17 protein-coding genes are annotated in these 19181 nt (G+C 71.2%); 12 read left to right on the plus strand and 5 right to left on the minus strand.

Annotation, left to right across the window (positions count from 1 at the left end):
- Window positions 1-187: 187 nt before the first annotated feature.
- Complete coding sequence (gene uvrB / locus ABT053_RS03615; protein ID WP_350967267.1) at window positions 188-2299, plus strand: excinuclease ABC subunit UvrB; 2112 nt, start codon at window positions 188-190, stop codon at window positions 2297-2299.
- A 141-nt stretch (window positions 2300-2440) separates the two neighbouring features.
- Here the strand turns inward: uvrB and ABT053_RS03620 are convergent, their stop codons facing one another.
- From ABT053_RS03620 to ABT053_RS03630, 3 genes are all read right to left on the minus strand, one after another.
- Window positions 2441-3055, minus strand: a complete 615-nt coding sequence (locus ABT053_RS03620; protein WP_350967268.1) for a hypothetical protein — start codon at window positions 3053-3055, stop codon at window positions 2441-2443.
- Window positions 3056-3131: 76 nt separating this feature from the next.
- The gene (locus tag ABT053_RS03625) at window positions 3132-3725 is read right to left on the minus strand and encodes a DUF4126 domain-containing protein (RefSeq protein ID WP_350967269.1); all 594 of its coding nucleotides are present in this window, start codon (window positions 3723-3725) and stop codon (window positions 3132-3134) included.
- A gap of 28 nt (window positions 3726-3753) precedes the next feature.
- Window positions 3754-4542 (minus strand): acyltransferase, encoded by a 789-nt coding sequence (locus tag ABT053_RS03630; RefSeq protein ID WP_350967270.1) that lies wholly within the window; start codon window positions 4540-4542, stop codon window positions 3754-3756.
- Between the two features lie 156 nt (window positions 4543-4698).
- On the opposite strand from ABT053_RS03630, the gene pyrG reads away from it, so the two are divergent.
- The 11 genes from pyrG to der all read left to right on the plus strand — a co-directional run bounded on the left by pyrG (window position 4699) and on the right by der (window position 16509).
- Window positions 4699-6369, plus strand: a complete 1671-nt coding sequence (pyrG, locus tag ABT053_RS03635; protein WP_350967271.1) for a CTP synthase — start codon at window positions 4699-4701, stop codon at window positions 6367-6369.
- Window positions 6366-7025, plus strand: coding sequence for an NUDIX domain-containing protein (locus tag ABT053_RS03640; protein ID WP_350967273.1), 660 nt, complete (start codon window positions 6366-6368; stop codon window positions 7023-7025). Before pyrG ends, ABT053_RS03640 begins: the two co-directional genes overlap by 4 nt.
- 12 nt (window positions 7026-7037) lie before the next feature.
- The gene (locus ABT053_RS03645) at window positions 7038-7964 is read left to right on the plus strand and encodes a tyrosine recombinase (protein ID WP_350967529.1); all 927 of its coding nucleotides are present in this window, start codon (window positions 7038-7040) and stop codon (window positions 7962-7964) included.
- Between the two features lie 99 nt (window positions 7965-8063).
- A complete protein-coding gene (locus ABT053_RS03650) occupies window positions 8064-9011 on the plus strand; it encodes a ParA family protein (protein WP_329093373.1) in 948 nt (315 codons plus the stop codon).
- A 30-nt stretch (window positions 9012-9041) separates the two neighbouring features.
- Entirely contained in the window at window positions 9042-9875 is an 834-nt protein-coding gene (locus ABT053_RS03655; protein ID WP_350967274.1) for a segregation and condensation protein A, read from the plus strand.
- Window positions 9876-10080: 205 nt separating this feature from the next.
- Complete coding sequence (gene scpB / locus ABT053_RS03660; protein WP_350967530.1) at window positions 10081-10644, plus strand: SMC-Scp complex subunit ScpB; 564 nt, start codon at window positions 10081-10083, stop codon at window positions 10642-10644.
- Window positions 10641-12728, plus strand: a complete 2088-nt coding sequence (locus ABT053_RS03665) for a pseudouridine synthase (protein ID WP_350967275.1) — start codon at window positions 10641-10643, stop codon at window positions 12726-12728. Before scpB ends, ABT053_RS03665 begins: the two co-directional genes overlap by 4 nt.
- A gap of 77 nt (window positions 12729-12805) precedes the next feature.
- Window positions 12806-13165, plus strand: a complete 360-nt coding sequence (gene aroH, locus ABT053_RS03670) for a chorismate mutase (RefSeq protein ID WP_350967276.1) — start codon at window positions 12806-12808, stop codon at window positions 13163-13165.
- A gap of 37 nt (window positions 13166-13202) precedes the next feature.
- Window positions 13203-14336: a prephenate dehydrogenase gene (locus ABT053_RS03675; protein ID WP_350967279.1), complete on the plus strand. Its 1134-nt coding sequence runs from the start codon at window positions 13203-13205 to the stop codon at window positions 14334-14336.
- Window positions 14337-14428: 92 nt separating this feature from the next.
- Window positions 14429-15085, plus strand: a complete 657-nt coding sequence (cmk, locus tag ABT053_RS03680; RefSeq protein WP_350967280.1) for a (d)CMP kinase — start codon at window positions 14429-14431, stop codon at window positions 15083-15085.
- Window positions 15082-16509: a ribosome biogenesis GTPase Der gene (gene der, locus ABT053_RS03685; RefSeq protein ID WP_350967281.1), complete on the plus strand. Its 1428-nt coding sequence runs from the start codon at window positions 15082-15084 to the stop codon at window positions 16507-16509. The genes cmk and der overlap by 4 nt, the downstream gene beginning before the upstream one ends.
- A gap of 374 nt (window positions 16510-16883) precedes the next feature.
- On the opposite strand, the gene ABT053_RS03690 is transcribed toward der, so the two are convergent.
- Complete coding sequence (locus ABT053_RS03690) at window positions 16884-18434, minus strand: MFS transporter (RefSeq protein ID WP_350967282.1); 1551 nt, start codon at window positions 18432-18434, stop codon at window positions 16884-16886.
- Window positions 18435-18436: 2 nt separating this feature from the next.
- Window positions 18437-19117, minus strand: coding sequence for an LppX_LprAFG lipoprotein (locus tag ABT053_RS03695; protein WP_350967283.1), 681 nt, complete (start codon window positions 19115-19117; stop codon window positions 18437-18439).
- Between the last annotated feature and the right edge of the window lie 64 nt (window positions 19118-19181).

Here is a 19181-nt window from a genome sequence, read left to right on the forward strand (position 1 = left end):
GAGGCGGACCTGTGCTTGACGGCGGCCCGCTGGAGGCGGACCCGTGGTTGACGGCGGCCCGCTGGTACACGGACCACGTGGTTGACGGCGGTCCGCCCGTACGGCGGACCCGTGCGGCTGACGGCGGTCCGCCCGTACGCGGACCTATGAAGAAGGATTGTCGGTCACGCCGCCTACAGTGGGACAGGTGAGGCCGGTAACAGATTTGCAGCGCAAGGTGGCGCCCTTCGAGGTCGTCACCGACATGACCCCATCGGGCGACCAGCCCGCCGCGATCGCCGAGCTCGAACGGCGCGTCAAGGCCGGAGACAAGGACAACGTCCTGCTGGGCGCCACGGGCACGGGCAAGACCGCGTCGGTCGCCTGGCTGATCGAGCGCCTCCAGCGGCCGACCCTGGTCATCCAGCCCAACAAGACGCTCGCCGCCCAGTTCGCCAACGAGCTGCGCGAGATGCTGCCCAACAACGCCGTCGAATACTTCGTCTCCTACTACGACTACTACCAGCCCGAGGCCTACGTCCCGCAGAGCGACACCTACATCGAGAAGGACTCCTCGATCAACGAGGAGGTCGAGCGGCTGCGCCACTCGGCGACCAACTCGCTGCTGACCCGCCGCGACACGATCGTGGTGGCCTCCGTGTCGTGCATCTACGGCCTGGGCACCCCGCAGGAGTACGTCGACCGCATGGTCAGGCTCAAGGTCGGCCAGGAGATCGACCGCGACACCCTGCTGCGCCGCCTGGTCGACATGCAGTACGTCCGCAACGACATGGCCTTCACCCGGGGCACCTTCCGGGTGCGCGGCGACACCGTCGAGATCATCCCCAAGTACGAAGAGCTCGCCGTGCGGATCGAGATGTTCGGCGACGAGATCGAGAAGCTCGCGACCATGCACCCGCTCACCGGCGAGGTGATCACCGAGGACGAGGAGCTCTACATCTTCCCCGCCTCCCACTACGTCGCGGGCGCCGAGCGGATGGAGAGCGCCGTCCGGGGCATCGAGGCCGAGCTGGCCGAGACCCTGGAGACCATGGAGCGCCAGGGCAAGCTCCTGGAGGCCCAGCGGCTGCGCATGCGCACCACGTACGACCTGGAGATGATGCGCCAGATCGGCACCTGCTCCGGCATCGAGAACTACTCGCGCCACATGGACGGCCGCACCCCGGGCAGCGCGCCCAACACCCTCCTCGACTACTTCCCCGAGGACTTCCTGCTCGTCCTGGACGAGTCCCACCAGACCGTCCCGCAGATCGGCGCGATGTACGAGGGAGACGCCTCCCGCAAGCGCACGCTCGTCGACCACGGCTTCCGGCTGCCGTCCGCGATGGACAACCGCCCGCTGAAGTGGGAGGAGTTCCTGGAGCGGATCGGCCAGACGGTCTACCTGTCGGCCACCCCCGGCACCTACGAGCTGGGCCGTTCCAAGGGCGACGTGGTCGAGCAGGTCATCCGGCCGACCGGCCTGATCGACCCCGAGGTGATCGTCAAGCCGACCAAGTCGCAGATCGACGACCTGGTCCACGAGATCCGCACCCGCACGGAGAAGGACGAGCGGGTCCTGGTCACCACGCTGACCAAGAAGATGTCCGAGGACCTCACCGACTACCTGCTGGAGCTCGGCATCCGGGTCCGCTACCTGCACAGCGAGGTCGACACCCTGCGCCGCATCGAGCTGCTGCGCGAGCTGCGGATGGGCGAGTTCGACGTGCTGGTCGGCATCAACCTGCTCCGCGAGGGCCTCGACCTGCCCGAGGTGTCGCTGGTGGCCATCCTCGACGCCGACAAGGAGGGCTTCCTGCGCTCGGAGACCTCCCTGATCCAGACCATCGGCCGCGCGGCCAGAAACGTCTCCGGCCAGGTGCACATGTACGCCGACCGGGTCACCCCCTCCATGGAGCGGGCGATCGACGAGACCAACCGCCGCCGGGCCAAGCAGATCGCCTACAACGAGGCCAACGGCATCGACCCGCAGCCGCTCCGCAAGAAGATCGCCGACATCCTCGACTCGCTCAGCCGCGAGGACGCCGACACCGCCCAGCTCCTCGGCGGCAGTGGCCGCCAGCAGTCGCGCGGCAAGGCGCCCGTCCCCGGCTTCGCGGTCAAGCAGGCGGGCCAGCACGCCAGGGCGATCGCCGGAGAGATGCCCAGGGCCCAGCTGGAGGCGCTGATGGAGTCGCTCACCGAGCAGATGCACCAGGCCGCCACCGACCTCCAGTTCGAGGTCGCCGCCCGGCTCCGCGACGAGATCAAGGAGCTCAAGCGAGAGGTACGCGACATGCGCGAGGCCGGGGTCTCCTGACCTCGCCTCTTCCCCGGCGGCTGCGGCCGGTGCCGTCCCACGCGCCGAAGGTGTCTGATGCCGACGGTGCCGCCCCACGCGCCGGAGGGGCCTGATCCCGGCGATGGCCCCCTCCCGGCGGGAGTCGCCGGGAGGGGGCGGTCAGCGGGAGTCGTCGGGGTGGGTGCGGTTGATCATCGTGCGGTTGTAGAGCTCGTCGATCTGGTCCAGGGGGTCGGGGGCGCGGCGGCGGGCCTCGATCTCCAGGTCGGTGCGGCCCTGGATCTCCTCGATGCTCCCGGCCGAGTGCGCCATCTGGTCGTTGCGCAGGTCGGCCCTGATCCTGGCGCAGGACGTCGTCAGCTTGGCGTGGTGCTCGCGCAGGCGGCCCAGCGCCGTGTGGTCGATGTAGGGCGAGACCCGGCGCTCCTGGGCGTAGTGGGCGAGCTGGGCGTCGAGCTGCTCGGCGTGCGCCGAGATCTCCGCCACGAGATGGGGCAGGTCGCCCAGGCCCCAGCCGTCGCGCAGCGCGTGGTCCACGGCCTGGCGGGTCAGGGAGACCTCGCGCCGCAGGTCGAGGCGCATCCGCTCGGTCTCCGCGGCGTCGCCGGTGCCCATCGCCGCCACGTGGGTCGCGACCCTGGTGGAGACGGCTCTGGCCTTCTTCGTGGCCTTCTTGCCGACCTTGACCAGAAGGTAGATCCCGACTCCTCCGAGGAGAAGGAAGAACAGCAGGATCACCAGCAGGACGATGAGGAAATCGCCGATCGGAGCCACCTCCCGACAGGGGCTGGACAGGGTGTTTCGAGCATAGCCCGCACCGTGGTCCCGGCGCGGTCGCGCCGGCGCGGTCTCATCGCAGGCTCGGGACGGCCGCTCGCCGCCGTCGCCGTATCCTGCGGGTCGCCCACCAGGCGAACAGCGCCAGCCCCGCCACCACCACGACGACCAGGATCGGCATGAAGATCGCCACCAGGCTGATGCCCAGCGCCCCGGCGTCCTCGACCGTGCTGACCACGGGCGCGCCCACCCCGGCCGTGGTGGCGTTCACCACGGGCCTGGTGGTCGCCTTCATGGTGTGCACGGCGAGGGCGATCCCGATCCCCAGCACCCAGCTGAGCCAGGGGTTGTGGGTCATCCAGGTCGAGCCGTCCAGCCGGGCGGCCGCCTCGGTGGCGCTGAAGACCACGCCGCCGGAGGCCGGGCGGACGACGGTCTGGATCATGTCGTTGACGCTGTCGACCACCGGGACCTTGTCGAGCACGAACTCCGCCAGGAGCAGCACGCCGATGATCCCGAGCACCCAGCCGTTGGACAGCCAGGCGAACTCCTGCGGCAGCCGTACCTGGTCGGTGAAGTTGGCGAGCAGGCCGACCACCAGCAGCGGGATGTAGGCGTTGAGCCCGGCCGCGGTGGAGAGTCCAAGGCCCGTCAGTGCCGCGAGCATCGCACCTCCGTAGTTTCTCTCTTCTCCTTCAACGGTTCCCGGCCGTCGAACGATCCCGATCCGTCCCCTCCCGCGGTATCACTCCGGTCTCGGTTGCCGAAAGGCCGGTCCCGGCCCCGGGAAGATCCCTCGCGTCCCCGGAACCCCCGGTCTCCGCGGTCTCCGCGGTCTCCGCGGTCTCCATGTGGGGCGGCAACCATCCCCGCCCCGCCACGTAGTGGCGCACCACCTTGGCGGGGATGCCCGCGATCACGCTGTGGTCGGGGAACTCCCCGCGTACCACCGCCCCGCCCGCCACCACGCACTGCCTGCCGATCCGGGTGCCCGGCAGGATGATCGCGCCGGTGCCCAGCCACGAGCCCGACCCGATGGACACCGGGTTGTTGCGCGGCCACTGACGGCCGATCGGCGCCTCGGGGTCGTCGTAGACGTGGTTCTGGTCGGTGATGTAGACGTACGGGCCGGTGAAGACGTCGTCGCCGATGTCGATCGACTGGTGGCCCACGATGTGGCTGCCCCTGCCGATGGAGCAGCCCCCGCCGATCCGCACGATCGAGTCCGGGCCCAGGTCCACCCCGGGGCCCATGCCCGTGGAGATGGAGACCCGCTCGCCGATCAGGGTGTGGTCGCCGATCTCGATCCACGCCTCGCCGAAGACGGCTCCGAGCGGGAACGACAGGCAGGCGCCCTCGCCGAGGCGGCGGAAGCGGTAGCCGGCGGGGCTGACGGGGGTGACGGCACCGGCCTCGCGGACCGCCTCCCAGAGCCGGTGGACGAGGCTGCCCATGGCACGCCGTACCACACCATGAAGTGACATAACGGATCAAATTACCGCTTGGTTGGGTTTGAGGAGAATGCGGGTGGGGGGTTGTTCGGGCACTTCGCCTGCGCCGTTTGTTATTCTGAGAGCCCGTGGACCTGTAGGCCATTCATCAGGGTGCGCCGACGATCTGTAACGACCACGGGAGCCTTCTTGCGCAGCGCCGCACACACCAAGCATCTGTTCGTCACCGGCGGCGTCGCCTCCAGCCTTGGGAAGGGACTGACGGCCTCCAGCCTCGGGCGCCTTCTCAAGCTGCGCGGCCTGCGGGTCACCATGCAGAAACTCGACCCCTACCTCAACGTCGACCCCGGCACGATGAACCCGTTCCAGCACGGTGAGGTGTTCGTCACCGACGACGGCGCCGAGACCGACCTCGACGTCGGCCACTACGAGCGGTTCCTCGACACCGAGCTGCACGGCTCGGCCAACGTGACCACCGGCCAGGTCTACTCCAACGTCATCGCCAAGGAGCGCCGCGGCGAGTATCTCGGTGACACCGTGCAGGTCATCCCGCACATCACCAACGAGATCAAGGACCGCATCCGGTCGATGGCCGGGCCCGACGTGGACGTGGTCATCACCGAGGTCGGCGGCACCGTGGGCGACATCGAGTCGCTGCCCTTCCTGGAGGCCGTCCGCCAGGTCCGCCACGAGGTCGGCCGCGACAACGTGTTCTTCCTGCACGTCTCGCTGCTGCCGTACATCGGGCCGAGCGGCGAGCTGAAGACCAAGCCGACTCAGCACTCGGTCGCCGCGCTGCGCAGCATCGGCATCCAGCCCGACGCGATCGTGTGCCGCTCCGACCGGCCGATCACCAACTCGCTCAAGCGCAAGATCAGCCTGATGTGCGACGTGGACGAGGACGCGGTCGTCTCCGCCATCGACGCCGCCAGCATCTACGACATCCCCAAGGTCCTGCACTCCGAGGGCCTGGACGCCTACGTGGTGCGCCGCCTGGGCCTGCCCTTCAGGGACGTCGACTGGAAGGAGTGGGAGCAGCTCCTGCGCCGGGTGCACCGCCCGGCCAACGAGGTCACGATCGCGCTCGTCGGCAAGTACATCGACCTGCCCGACGCCTACCTGTCGGTCACCGAGGCGCTGCGCGCGGGCGGCTTCGCCAACGACGCCCGCGTCAACATCCGCTGGGTCAAGAGCGACGACTGCGAGACCCCCGAGGGTGCCGCCCGCGAGCTCGACGGCGTCGACGGGGTCCTGGTCCCCGGCGGCTTCGGCGTACGCGGCATCGAGGGCAAGGTCGGTGCGATCCGGCACGTCAGGGAGAACAAGATCCCGCTGCTCGGCATCTGCCTGGGCATGCAGTGCATGGTCATCGACGCCGCCCGCAACCTCGCGGACATCGAGGACGCCGGAAGCACCGAGTTCGACGCCGAGACCACCCACCCGGTCATCTCCACCATGGCCGACCAGGAGGACGTCGTCTCCGGCGAGCGCGACATGGGCGGCACCATGAGGCTGGGCCTCTACCCGGCCAGGCTCGGCGAGGGCACGCTCGCCCGCCAGCTGTACGGCATGGCGAAGGTGGACGAGCGCCACCGCCATCGCTACGAGGTCAACAACGCCTACCGCGAGCAGCTGGAGAAGGTCGGCATGGTCTTCTCCGGCCTCTCGCCCGACGGCCGCCTGGTGGAGTACGCCGAGCTGCCCGCAGACGTCCACCCCTTCTTCATCGGCACCCAGGCGCACCCCGAGTTCCGTTCCCGGCCGACCCGGGCGCACCCGCTGTTCAAGGGCCTGATCGGCGCCGCCCTGACGTACGCCGACATCCGCGGCACCGCCGCCAAGGCGGGGCGGGGCAAGTGAGCGGCGCGGGAGAGGGCCAGGACCCCGTGGAGGGCGTGGAGGGCGTGGACGTCGTGGACGTTCCGGAGGAGTGGAAGGTCGTCTCCTCCACCGAGCACTTCCGCGCCCGCGTCATCACCGGGGTCACCGACGCGGTCGTCATGCCGGACGCCGAGATCGTCAACCGCGACTACGTGACCCACCCGGGCTCCGTGGCCGTCGTCGCCCTCGACGAGGGGGGACGGGTCCTGCTGATCCGCCAGTACCGCCACCCGGCGCGGCGGCTGCTGTGGGAGCTGCCCGCCGGACTGCGCGACGTCGAGGGCGAGCCCCTGCAGGCCGGGGCGGCCCGCGAGCTCGCCGAGGAGGCGGGCTACCGGGCGGGCACCTGGCACACCCTGGTCGACGCCTTCACCTCGCCCGGGATGACCGACGAGCGGACCCGCATCTTCCTCGCCAGGGACGTCACTCCCATCCCCGAGGGGGAGCTGGACTTCGTCCACCGGCACGAGGAGGCCGACATGCCGGTGGTCTGGATTCCCCTGTCCGACGCGGTTCGGCGTGCCATGGCGGGAATGATCCACAATTCCCAAGCCGTGGCCGGTATTCTCGCCGCATACGCCGCTTCGGCGGACGGATTCGCCTCACTGCGCCCCGCCGACGCACCGGAGGCATGACAGGAGGACACCCTGAGCGAGACGGAGGCCGTCCTCACCAGCTATCTCGCCCACCTGGCCGTGGAGCGGGGCCTGGCCGCCAACACCCTGGCCTCCTACCGCCGTGACCTCCTGCGGTACGTGGAACACCTCAAGCGGCGCGGCCGCGTCACCTTCGGCGAGGTCGCCGAGGGTGACGTCACCGCCTTCGTGGCGGCGCTCAGGGAGGGCGACGGGGGGCACCAGGCCCTCGTCGCCGCCTCGGCGGCGCGGGCCGTCTCCGCGGTGCGCGGCCTGCACCGCTTCGCGCTGAGCCAGGGCGTCTGCCGCCACGACCCGGCCCACGAGGTGCGCCCGCCGCGCCAGCTCAAGCGGCTCCCCAAGGCGATCAGCGTCCGTGACGTGGAACGCCTGATCGCCGCCTCCGGGCCCGACGGGGCCCCGCTCACGCTGCGCAACCGGGCGCTGCTCGAACTTCTGTACGGCACCGGCGCGCGCATCTCCGAGGCCGTGGGTCTCACCGTCGACGACGTCGACCTGGGGGCCGAGGCCCAGCTGGTGCGGCTGCGCGGCAAGGGCGGGCGCACCCGGCTGGTGCCCCTGGGCGGCTTCGCGGGAGAGGCGCTGCGCGCCTACCTCACCCGCGCGCGCCCCCGCATCGCCTCGCACGGCCGGGGCACCCCGGGGCTCTTCCTCAACGCCAGGGGCGGGCGGCTCACCCGCCAGGGCGCCTGGGAGGTCCTCCAGGCCGCCGCCGAGCGCGGCGGGCTCGAAGGAGTGTCGCCACACATGTTGCGACATTCGTTCGCAACCCACCTCCTTGACGGCGGTGTGGACGTTAGGGTGGTTCAGGAACTACTCGGCCACGCCTCGGTGACCACTACCCAGGTGTACACACAGGTCACGGTCGACAAGCTCCGCGAGGTCTATGCCGCCGCGCATCCGCGCACGCGGGATTGACCTTGCTTATGTCCGGGCGTGCCGCCTTGCCGCATACGTGTTGACGCCATAGTGTCCGTCCGGACGGTCCGGTTAGAGGCCGTCAGGGAGGTTCGACTGGTGACTGTGACCACCGACGGTTCTATCCGGGGAACGACCCCGGCAAACCCCGAGAATCCCTGGGGCGACACCAAGACCGCCGGGACCCCTCGCAGCGGGGGAGTCCTCGGCCCGACCGGGCGTCCCCGGCCGGTGTTCCCCGACCCGCCCCCCCGTACGGTGCACGGGCCGGCGAGGGTCGTCGCCATGGTCAACCAGAAGGGTGGCGTCGGCAAGACGACGACCACCATCAACCTGGGCGCCGCGCTGGCGGAGGCCGGGCTCAAGGTGCTGCTGGTCGACTTCGACCCGCAGGGCGCCCTCTCGGTCGGCCTCGGGATCAACCCCCTCCAGCTCGACCTGACGGTCTACAACCTCCTCATGGAGCGGCAGATCACCGCCAGGGACGTGCTGCTGGAGACCGGCGTCGAGGGCATGGACCTGCTGCCCAGCAACATCGACCTGTCGGCCGCGGAGGTCCAGCTCGTCACGGAGGTCGCCCGCGAGCAGGTGCTCGGCCGGGTGATCAAACCCCTCCTGCCCGAGTACGACGTGTGCCTGATCGACTGCCAGCCCTCCCTGGGACTGCTCACGATCAACGCGCTGGCCTGCGCGCACGGCGTCATGGTGCCGCTGGAGTGCGAGTTCTTCGCGCTGCGCGGCGTCGCGCTGCTCATGGACACCATCATCAAGGTCCAGGAGCGCATCAACGACGAGCTCGTCATCGAGGGCCTGCTCGCCACCATGTACGACGCGCGCACCCTGCACGGCCGCGAGGTGCTGGCCCGGGTCGTCGAGGCGTTCGACGAGAAGGTCTACCACACGGTGATCAACCGGACGGTCCGCTTCCCCGACGCCACCGTGGCCGGTGAGCCCATCACCAGCTTCGACTCGTCGTCGCTCGGCGCCAGCGCGTACCGCGAGCTCGCCAGGGAAGTCCTGGCCAGGTGGGCCGCGCTGGAGCGGTGATCCCGCCCCCGGGTGCGGGACAATGGCGGGATGACCGAGCAGCCGAAGACCGACGATGACACCTTCAAGGTGCATCTGGAGGTCTTCGAGGGTCCTTTCGACCTCCTGCTCGGTCTGATCTCCAAGCACAAGCTGGACATCACCGAGGTCTCGCTCAGCCAGGTGACCGACGAGTTCATCTCCTACATCCGGGCCAGGGGCCCGGAGTGGGACCTGGACCAGACGAGCCACTTCCTGCTCGTCGCGGCGACCCTGCTCGACCTCAAGGCCGCCAGGCTGCTGCCCTCGGGCGAGGTCGACGACGAGGAGGACCTCGCCCTCCTGGAGGCCCGTGACCTGCTGTTCGCCCGGCTCCTGCAGTACCGGGCCTACAAGGAGGTCGTCAAGGTCTTCTCCGGCCGGATGGCCGAGGAGGCGCTGCGCTTCCCCCGTACGGTGCCGATGGAGGCCGAGTTCGCGAGCCTGCTGCCCGCGCTGATCCTCGGCATCGGCCCCGACCGCCTCGCGGAGATCGCCCGGAGGGCCTTCGCCCCCAAGGCGCCCCCGTCGGTCTCGACGGCCCACATCTACCAACCGCTCGCCAATGTCCGCGAGCAGGCGGTTATCCTTGTCGAGCGGCTGCGGCGGATGCGCCGGGCGACTTTCCGGGCCCTCACCTCCGACTGCGCCGGCACTTTCGAGGTCGTGGCGCGTTTTCTGGCCGTCCTGGAGCTCTACCGGGAGGCGGCCGTGTCCTTCGAGCAGGTGGAGCCTCTCGGAGAGCTGCACGTGACCTGGACCGGCAGCGACGACGGCGACGTCGCCGTGGCCGACGACTACGACGAGACCCCGGACAGCCAGAAGAGAGAGCCCGCCGATGACTGACCTGGCCGACCTGGCCGGCCCGGCACCCGAGCCCGGTTCGCGTGCCGTGGTCGGCCCGTCCACCGAACCCGGCCCGTTTGACGAGCCCGGCCCGTTTGCCGAGCCGGACTCACGTACCGGGTCCGGCTCGCGCGCCGAGCCTGACCTGCCTGCCGAGCCGGACCTGCGGACCGAGCCCGGTCCGGGTGCCGGGCCGGACTCGCGTATCGAGCCCGGTCCGGGTGCCGAGCCGGATCTGCGCGCCGGGCTGGAGGCCATCCTGCTGGTGGTCGACGAGCCCGTCGCCGAGGTGACGCTCGCCCAGGTTCTGGAGCGGCCCGTCCACGAGGTAGGGCGGGCGATTCGTGAGCTTTCAGCGGAATACACCGCTGACGGACGGGGTTTTGACCTGAGAGAGGTCGCGGGCGGCTGGCGGTTCTACACGCGGGCCGAGTGCGCGCCACTCGTGGAGCGGTTCGTCCGCGACGGCCAGCAGACGCGGCTCACCCAGGCCGCGCTGGAGACCCTGGCCGTGGTCGCCTACCGGCAGCCGGTGAGCCGGGCCCGGGTGGCGGCCATCCGCGGTGTCAACAGCGACGGCGTGATGCGCACGCTGATGACGAGGGGGCTGGTCGAAGAGGCCGGCACCGAACCGGAGAGCCAAGCCGTGCTCTACCGGACGAGTTCGTATTTTCTCGAGCGGATGGGCCTGCGGGAGCTCGGCGAGCTTCCCGAGCTGGCACCTTTCCTGCCCGACGACATGGAATCCCTAGAGGAGCAGAAGCAGTGAACAACAGGCGCAGTACCCCGTCCGGTGATGGACGCGGTCAAGGCCGTGGCGGAGCCCCGCGCGGTGGCAGTCCCCGTGGGGGCTCGCAGTCCGGCGGATTCCGCGGCGGGTCCTCCCGAGGCGGGTCCTCCTTCGGCGGGTCCCGCGGAGGCTCCCAGGGGGGCTCTCGCGGGGGCTCCCAGGGCGGTTACCGCTCCGACGGCCCGCGTCGCGACGACCGCGGTGGTTCGTCCTCCGGTGGTTACCGTTCCGACGGTCCGCGTCGTGATGATCGTGGTGGTTCGTCGTCGGGTGGTTTCCGGGCGGAGCGCGATGGTTCGCGTAGTCAGTACGGCGGTGGCCGGCCCTCGGGTGGTTCCCAGGGTGGTTACCGCTCTGACGGCCCGCGCCGTGACGACCGTGACGGCTTCCGCTCCGACGGCCCGCGTCGTGACGATCGCGGTGGTTCGCCGTCCGGTGGTTACCGCTCTGACGGCTCGCGCCGCGATGACCGTGGTGGTTCGTCCTTCGGTGGTTCGCGGGGTGGTTTCCGTTCCGACGGTCCGCGTCGTGATGATCGTGGTGGTTCGTCGTCGGGTGGTTTCCGGGCGGAGCGCGATGGTTCGCGTAGTCAGTACGGCGGTGGCCGGCCTTCGGGTGGTTCCCAGGGCGGCTATCGCTCCGACGGCCCGCGTCGCGATGACCGTGGTGGTTCGTCCTTCGGTGGCTCGCGGGGCGGTTTCCGCTCCGACGGTCCGCGTCGTGACGACCGTGACGGTTTCCGTTCCGACGGTCCGCGTCGTGATGATCGTGGTGGTTCGTCGTCGGGTGGTTTCCGGGCGGAGCGCGATGGTTCGCGCAGTCAGTACGGCGGCGGCCGGCCTTCGGGTGGTTCCCAGGGTGGTTACCGCTCTGACGGCCCGCGCCGTGACGACCGTGACGGCTTCCGCTCCGACGGCCCGCGCCGCGACGACCGCGGTGGTTCGTCGTCCGGTGGTTACCGTTCCGACGGTCCGCGTCGTGACGATCGCGGTGGCTTCCGTGCCGACCGTGACGGCTCGCGCGGCGGGTCCGGCTTCGACCGCGGCAGGCCCGGCTCCGATCGTGGTCGCGGCGACGCGCCCGCCGGTGGCTCCCGTGGCCGCTTCGGCAGGACCGGGCGCCGGGACGACGTCCAGACCATCGGCGGCGGCCGCGCCGACTCGTACGGAGAGCGCCGGACCCCCGCGGACCGGTCCGGCAGCCGGGCCCCCTCGGCGAAGGCGCCGCTCCGGCCGGGCACGATCGCGAACGACCGGTTCAAGACCGCTCGCCAGCCCAGGCGCGACTCCGACTTCTACGACCGCGACTACGTCGACGAGCGCGACACCACCGAGGTTCCCGACGGCGTACGGCTGCAGAAGGTCCTCGCCCAGGCGGGCGTCGCCAGCCGCCGGGCCTGCGAGGACATGATCGGCGAGGGCCGGGTGACGGTCGACGGGCAGGTGGTCCGCCGCTTCGGCGCCCGGGTCGACCCCGCCAAGCAGGTTATCCACGTCGACGGCAAGCGCCTGCCGACCATGCCCGACCTGGTCTACCTCGCGATCAACAAGCCGATCGGCGTCGTCAGCACCATGTCCGACCCGGACGGCCGCCCCTCGCTGGCCGACTTCGTGGCCGACCGCACCGAGCGGCTGTTCCACGTGGGACGCCTCGACACCGAGACCGAGGGCCTGATCCTGCTCACCAACGACGGCGAGCTGGCCAACAGGCTCACCCACCCGAGCTACGGCGTCCAGAAGAAGTACTGGGCGAAGGTCCCGGGCCGGATCGAGCGCGATCTCGGACGCCGCCTGAAGAAGGGCGTCGAGCTGGAGGACGGCCTCGCCAAGGCCGACTCCTTCGCCCTGGTCCAGGAGCACGGCCAGCAGGCCCTGATCGAGGTCGTGCTGCACGAGGGCCGCAAGCACATCGTCCGCCGCATGCTGGAGGAGGTCGGGCACCCGGTCATCGACCTGGCCCGCATCGAGTTCGGCCCGGTCAAGCTCGGCCGCCTCAAGCCGGGCACCGTGCGGGCGCTGACCCTCACGGAAGTCGGGGAGCTCTACGCCGCCGTCGGGTTGTAGCCTTCCCTGAAACACGTGTTAGGACGCGCCGGATCACCCCGAGGGTGGTCCGGCGCGGAGGGACTGGAGGAACGACGATGGTGCGGGCGATCCGCGGTGCGATCCAGGTCGAGTCCAACGACCGGGACGCCATCCTGTCCGGGGTCACCGAACTGGTCACGGAGGTGATGGGGCGCAACAGGCTCACCACCGACGACGTGATCAGCGTGATCTTCACGGCCACGCCCGACCTCACCGCCGAGTTCCCCGCCCTGGCCGCCCGCAAGCTCGGGTTCCACGACGTTCCGCTGATCTGCGCCTCCGAGATCGACGTCCCCGGCGCGCTGCCCCGCGTGGTGCGGCTGATGGCCCACGTCGAGGTCGACCGGCCCCGCCAGGACATCCAGCACGTCTACCTGCGCGGCGCCGTCGCCCTTCGCGTGGACATCGCCCAGTGAGCCCCTTACGCGTGAGCCCTTTACGCGTGAGCCCCTTATGCGGAGCCGTCCCGGGGGAGCGCGCGTGAGCGGCCTCGAAAGCGTCCTGGTCGTCGGCACGGGACTGATCGGCACCTCGATCGCGCTCGCCCTGCGCGAGCAGGGCGTGGCCGTCCACCTGGCCGACCGCGACGCGGGATCCCTGCGGCTGGCGCGGGAGCTGGGCGCGGGCGTCGAGTGGGCCGAGGGCGTGACCGTGGACGTCGCGATCATCGCGGTCCCGCCGCAGGTGGTCGCCGGGCGGCTCGCCGCCCTCCAGAAGGCCGGCGCGGCCCGTTTCTACACCGACGTGGCCAGCGTCAAGGCGTTCCCGCTCAGGGAGGCCGCGAGCCTCGGCTGCGACCTGACGACCTACGTCGCCGGGCACCCGCTCGCCGGGCGCGAGCGCTCCGGGCCCGCCGCCGCGCGGGCCGACCTGTTCCTCGGGCGCCCGTGGGCGCTCTGCCCGACCGAGGAGACCTCCCCCGACGCCCTGGAGGCCCTGTACGGGCTCGTCAAGCTCTGCGGCGGCGAGGCGGTCAGGATCGGTGCGGAGGAGCACGACAGGGCCGTGGCGGTCGTCTCACACGCTCCCCACGTGGCCGCCTCCGCGGTGGCCGCCCGCCTCGCGGAGGCTCCGGTCACCGCGCTCGGCCTGGCCGGGCCGGGGGTGCGCGACGTCACCCGCGTCGCGGCGAGCGACCCGAGGCTCTGGACCGGGATCCTGTCGGGCAACGCGCTGCCCGTGGCCGAGGTGCTGGAGGCGGTGGCGGCCGACCTGGCCGCCGCGGCGGCCTCGCTCCGCACCTCGGCCGCCTCCGCCGACGCCGACCCCGCCGATCCCGCCGGCTCCGACGCCATGGCCCGCGTCACCGAGCTGCTGTACCGGGGCGTCGCGGGCACGGGCCGGATCCCCGGCAAGCACGGTGGTCCCGCGCGCACCTACACGGCCGTCCAGGTCATCGTCGGCGACCGGCCCGGCGAGCTGGCCCGGCTGTTCCAGGCGGCGAAGGAGGCGGGCGTCAACATCGAGGACGTCCGGCTGGAGCACGCCCCCGGCCTGCCGCTGGGCGCCGCCGAGCTCTGGGTGCAGCCGGAGGCGGTGACGGCGCTGGCCGAGGCCCTGCGGGAGAACGGCTGGCACCTGCCGTGATCCCTCCCGGCCTCTCGCTCGATGCGTGGTTCCTTCCCGGCTCCCGGTAGCCTCGTACGGACAACTGAAGCGGGCTGCAAGGGAGAGGCGTCGTGACCGGACTGGTCGTCGCCATGGACGGTCCTTCGGGATCGGGCAAGTCGAGCGCGTCACGAGGGGTGGCGCGAGCCTTGGGGCTGCGTTATCTCGATACCGGCGCGATGTACCGGGCGATCACCTGGTGGATGCTCCAGAAGGGCGTCGATCTCGGCGACCCCGAGGCGATCGCCGCCAGGGCGCTCGACCCGGTCCTCACCCTGGGCACCGACCCGGACAGCGCGGTGGTGGCGGTCGACGGCGTCGACGCCGTCGCGCCGATCCGCACCTCCGAGGTCACCGCGGCCGTCTCGGCGGTCAGCGCGGTGCCCGAGGTACGGCACCGCCTGGTCGCCGAGCAGCGTGAGATCATCGGCTCGGGCGGCATCGTCGTCGAGGGCCGCGACATCGGCACGGTGGTGGCGCCCGGCGCCGCGGTCAAGATCTACCTGACCGCGAGCGCGGACGCCAGGGCGCTGCGCCGCACGGCGGAGCTCACCGGCACCACGGTGGCGGCGCAGCGGGCCGCGATGGCCCGCCGCGACACCCTCGACTCGACCAGGAAGGCCGACCCGCTGGCGAAGGCGGCCGACGCCGTCGAGCTCGACACCACGGCGCTGAACCTCGAAGAGGTCATCGCCGAAATACTGCGTGTGATTAAGGAAAAGGCGTGACCGGGGTATACGAGGACGACAACGGCTGGATCGACGCGGAGCTCGCCGATTCGGGGACCGACGACAGCTCGCAGCGGGATGTGGGGCCCGACACGGCCCCGCAGCCGGTAGTGGCCGTGGTGGGCCGCCCCAACGTGGGCAAGTCCACCCTGGTCAACCGGATCATCGGCCGTCGGGAGGCGGTCGTGGAGGACGTGCCGGGGGTGACCCGCGACCGGGTCACCTACGACGCCACCTGGCGCGGGCGCCGGTTCACGGTGGTCGACACCGGGGGCTGGGACCCCGACGCGACCGGGATGGCGCTGAAGATCGCCGAGCAGGCCCAGGTCGCGGCCGAGCTGGCCGACGTGATCCTGTTCGTGGTCGACGCCGTCGTGGGTGTGACCGACGCGGACGAGATCGTCGGCCACGTGCTGCGCGGGTCCGGCAAGCCGGTCATCCTCGCCGCCAACAAGGTCGACAACCAGCAGATGGAGCTGGAGGCCGCCGGGCTGTGGGCCCTCGGCCTGGGCGAGCCGCAGCCGGTCTCGGCCCTGCACGGCCGTTCCAGCGGCGACCTGCTGGACGTGATCCTCGACAAGCTGCCGGAGACGCCCGAGCAGCGTTTCGGCCCCGAGCGCGGCCCGCGCAGGGTCGCCCTGGTCGGCAAGCCCAACGTGGGCAAGTCCTCGCTGCTGAACAAGCTGGCGGGCTCCGAGCGCGTGCTCGTCGACCCGATGGCGGGCACCACCCGCGACCCGGTGGACGAGCTGGTCGAGCTCGGCGGCAAGACCTGGCGCTTCGTCGACACCGCCGGGATCAGGCGGCGCGACCGCGAGCTGAAGGGCGCCGACTTCTACGCGAGCATGCGCACCCGGGGGGCCCTGGAGCGCTCGGAGATCGCGGTGGTGCTCATCGACGCCAGCGACGTGCTGACCGAGCAGGACCTGCGGATCATCTCCCTGGTGATCGAGTCCGGCCGGTGCATGGTCGTGGCGTTCAACAAGTGGGACCTGCTCGACGAGGACCGCCGTTACTACCTGGAGAAGGAGATCGACCGCCAGCTCGTCCGCGTGCCGTGGGCGCTGCGGATCAACATCTCCGCGAAGAACGGCTGGCACGTCGACCGGATCGTCCCCGCGATCGAGAAGGCGCTCGACTCCTGGTCGACCCGGGTGCCCACCGCCAGGCTCAACGCCTTCCTGACCGACCTGGTCGCGGCCACCCCGCCCCCGGTCCGCAGCGGCAAGCAGCCCAAGATCCTCTTCGCCACGCAGGCGTCGACGGAGCCGCCGAAGTTCGTGCTGTTCACCTCGGGCTTCCTGGAGGAGACCTACCGCCGCTTCATCGAGCGCCGGATCCGCGAGGAGTTCGGCTTCGCCGGGTCGCCCATCGAGGTCACCATGAAGATCCGCGAGAAGCGCCAGGGACAGAAGAGGAAGTAGGGGTCTCCTGTCTGGGGCGGGAATCCATGAGTTCCTGAGTCTCTGTCCTGGGCGAACCGTTCCCGGGGTCTTCGTGGGACCTTTCGGAATTTCCTGGGGCTCTTGGGCCTTCCTGGGGCTTTCCGGGGTGGGAGTCCTGTCCTGTTCCCGGGAGACGTCCGCATCGGACGGCCCCTTTCCGAGGTTGAAGCTTCGAACGGCCCGGCACGCGCCGGGCCGTTCGCGTGTCGGCCGGGGGCTCGGTCCCGCCCCTATCCGCGGCCGGGCCGTTCGCGCGTCGGCGGAGATCCCGGCTCGCCCGCGTCCGGGGGCGGGCCGCGCCCGTACCGTTCGCGTGTCGTACGGGATCCCGGTCCCGGTCCCGGTCCGGGGTGTCAGGCCCCGTCCACGCGTCCGGATCCGCGGGGCAGCAGCAGTGCGACCAGCGCGCCCACCCCGCACAGGACGGCGGTGATCAGGAAGATCTCGCTGTACTCGGTGTGCAGCGCCTCCTTCACGCTGTTCTGGTACTCGGCGAGCTGTCCGGCGTACACGACGGGGTCCACGCCGAAGGGCAGCGGCGTGTCCAGGTCGGCGGTGAGCGACTGGAAGCGGTGGAAGCCCCACGCCGACAGCCCGGCGACGCCGAGCAGCATGCCCATCATCCGGGCCACGACCACCGCCGCCGAGGCCACCCCGTGCTGGGCGGCGGGCACGGCCCGCAGCACCGCGGAGGAGACCGGGGCGATCACCAGGCCGAGCCCCAGACCGGCGACGACCAGGTCGGCGTCCACGCGGTGTCCGGCCGAGGCCAGGTCCAGGGGCCACTGGCCGATGCGGACGTATCCGGCGGCGGCCACCGCGAGCCCGATCACCGTCACCGCGCGCTCGCCGTAGCGGCGGGCCATGAGACCGCCCGCCAGCGCGGCCACGGAGAGCGCGACGAGGAAGCGCGACAGCACCAGGGCGCCGTCCAGGCTGTCCAGTCCCAGCAGCGTCTGCGCCGACAGTTGCACGTCGACCAGGGTGACCAGGAGCGCGGCTCCGGCCAGGAAGCTCACCCCGAGCGTGGCGAGGAACGGGCCGCGCGCCACCCCCGTCATGTCGATCAGCCGGGTCCTGGAGCGCCACTCCCACGCGACGAACGCGGCGCCGGACACGACCCCGGCGACGATCATGGGCACGCCCCACGAGGGGAGGACCGACTCGCCGGGGTCGGGGTTGTAGAGACCGGCCACGAGCAGGCCGAGCGCGAGCGCGAGCAGCAGCCCGCCGACCACGTCGACGCGCCCGCCCGACCCGGGGGCCCGGTCGCGGGAGGGCGGCGGCACCGACCGCTGCACGGCGATCGCCGCCAGGGCTACCAGCGGGACGTTCAGCCAGAAGATCGACCGCCAGCCGCCGAGCTGCACGCCGCCGACCTGGAGGGTGGCCGGGACCAGGGTGGCGAGGGCCGCGCCGTACAGGGGGCCCAGCACGCTGCCGAGCTCCTGGGCCGACCCCACCGCGCCGAGCGCCACCGGGCGCTCGTCCTCGTCCCACAGGTCCCCGATCAGGGCCATCGTGATGGGCAGCAGCGCGCCGCCCGCGACCCCCTGCAGGGCCCGCCCCGCGACCAGCCAGGGCACCGTCTCGCCCAGCGCGGTGACGACCGAGCCCACGGCGAAGCCCGCCAGGCACAGGTGGATGAGCGGGCGCCTGCCGTACCGGTCGGAGAGCTGGCCGAGCAGCGGCATGGCCGCGATGTAGCCGAGCAGGAAACCGGTGACGATCGGGGTGGCGCGCTCCAGGTGGTTGAAGGGGACGTCGACGTCCCTGGCGATGTCGACGAGGACGGTGACCACGACGTAGGCGTCCAGGGCCGCGAGCAGCACCGCGGTGCCGCCGACGCCGAGGGCGGTGCGCCGCCTGGCCGCGCGGGCGCCCTCCGGGGCGGTGCGGGTCATCGTCACTTCGCCGGAGCGGTGACCTGGACCGGCACGTCGTAGTCGCTGAAGGCCACGATCACCTTGCCGCCGGTCAGGGGCAGGTCCGCCTTGAGCAGCCGGCTGGTGGCCTTGTCGATCCAGAGCACGGCGTCGACGCTCTGCGTGAGACCGGGCACCATCGTGGCGAGCACCTGCTGGGAGAGCGTCGCCGAGACCCGGTAGGTGTCGACGCCGTTCAGCTTCTCCGCCGCCTGGGTCTTCGCGTCGAGCGCGTTGGTCAGCAGCTGTACGACGCCCTTCTCCGGGTTGAGGATGGCGGACGGGTCGTAGATCGCCGCCAGCTGGCTGCGCGACATCTGCTGGAAGCCGCCGGTCACGCCCTTGAAGTGGACGGTCTCCCCGATCAGCACGAAGTTGATCTCCTGGAGGCTGCCCATCACGTCGATCTGGAGGGTGCCGTCCGCGTCGCCGGTCCCGCTGAGGCGGCCGGAGGCCTTCTTGACCGGTACGGGGGGAGTGCCCTCGGTCTCCATCGAGAAGGCGGCCGACTTCACGGCGCGCGTCGCGTCCGCGGACTGCCTGACCAGGTCGGCTCCGCTGGGGAGGGGCGTTGTGCCGTCGGGGGCGCCATCGCCGCTGCACGCGGTTACCAGGGAGAACGCGGCGATCACCGCGATGATGAGGATCCGGCGAGCAGACATGGGCGGATCGTAACGACACTCCGGTCTACTAAGGAGTAACGACCGGTATCGGTTTCGCGTCGGC

The organism is Streptosporangium sp. NPDC002524, from assembly GCF_040295985.1.
GTDB lineage: Bacteria > Actinomycetota > Actinomycetes > Streptosporangiales > Streptosporangiaceae > Streptosporangium.

Coding starts and splice junctions, on each gene's coding strand:
- ABT053_RS03625 (WP_350967269.1), bottom strand. CDS start 3,725: ATGCTCGCGGCACTGACGGGCCTTGGACTCTCCACCGCGGCCGGGCTC.
- ABT053_RS03630 (WP_350967270.1), bottom strand. CDS start 4,542: ATGTCACTTCATGGTGTGGTACGGCGTGCCATGGGCAGCCTCGTCCAC.
- ABT053_RS03655 (WP_350967274.1), top strand. CDS start 9,042: ATGACCGAGCAGCCGAAGACCGACGATGACACCTTCAAGGTGCATCTG.
- aroH (WP_350967276.1), top strand. CDS start 12,806: ATGGTGCGGGCGATCCGCGGTGCGATCCAGGTCGAGTCCAACGACCGG.
- ABT053_RS03675 (WP_350967279.1), top strand. CDS start 13,203: ATGCGGAGCCGTCCCGGGGGAGCGCGCGTGAGCGGCCTCGAAAGCGTC.
- ABT053_RS03690 (WP_350967282.1), bottom strand. CDS start 18,434: ATGACCCGCACCGCCCCGGAGGGCGCCCGCGCGGCCAGGCGGCGCACC.
- ABT053_RS03695 (WP_350967283.1), bottom strand. CDS start 19,117: ATGTCTGCTCGCCGGATCCTCATCATCGCGGTGATCGCCGCGTTCTCC.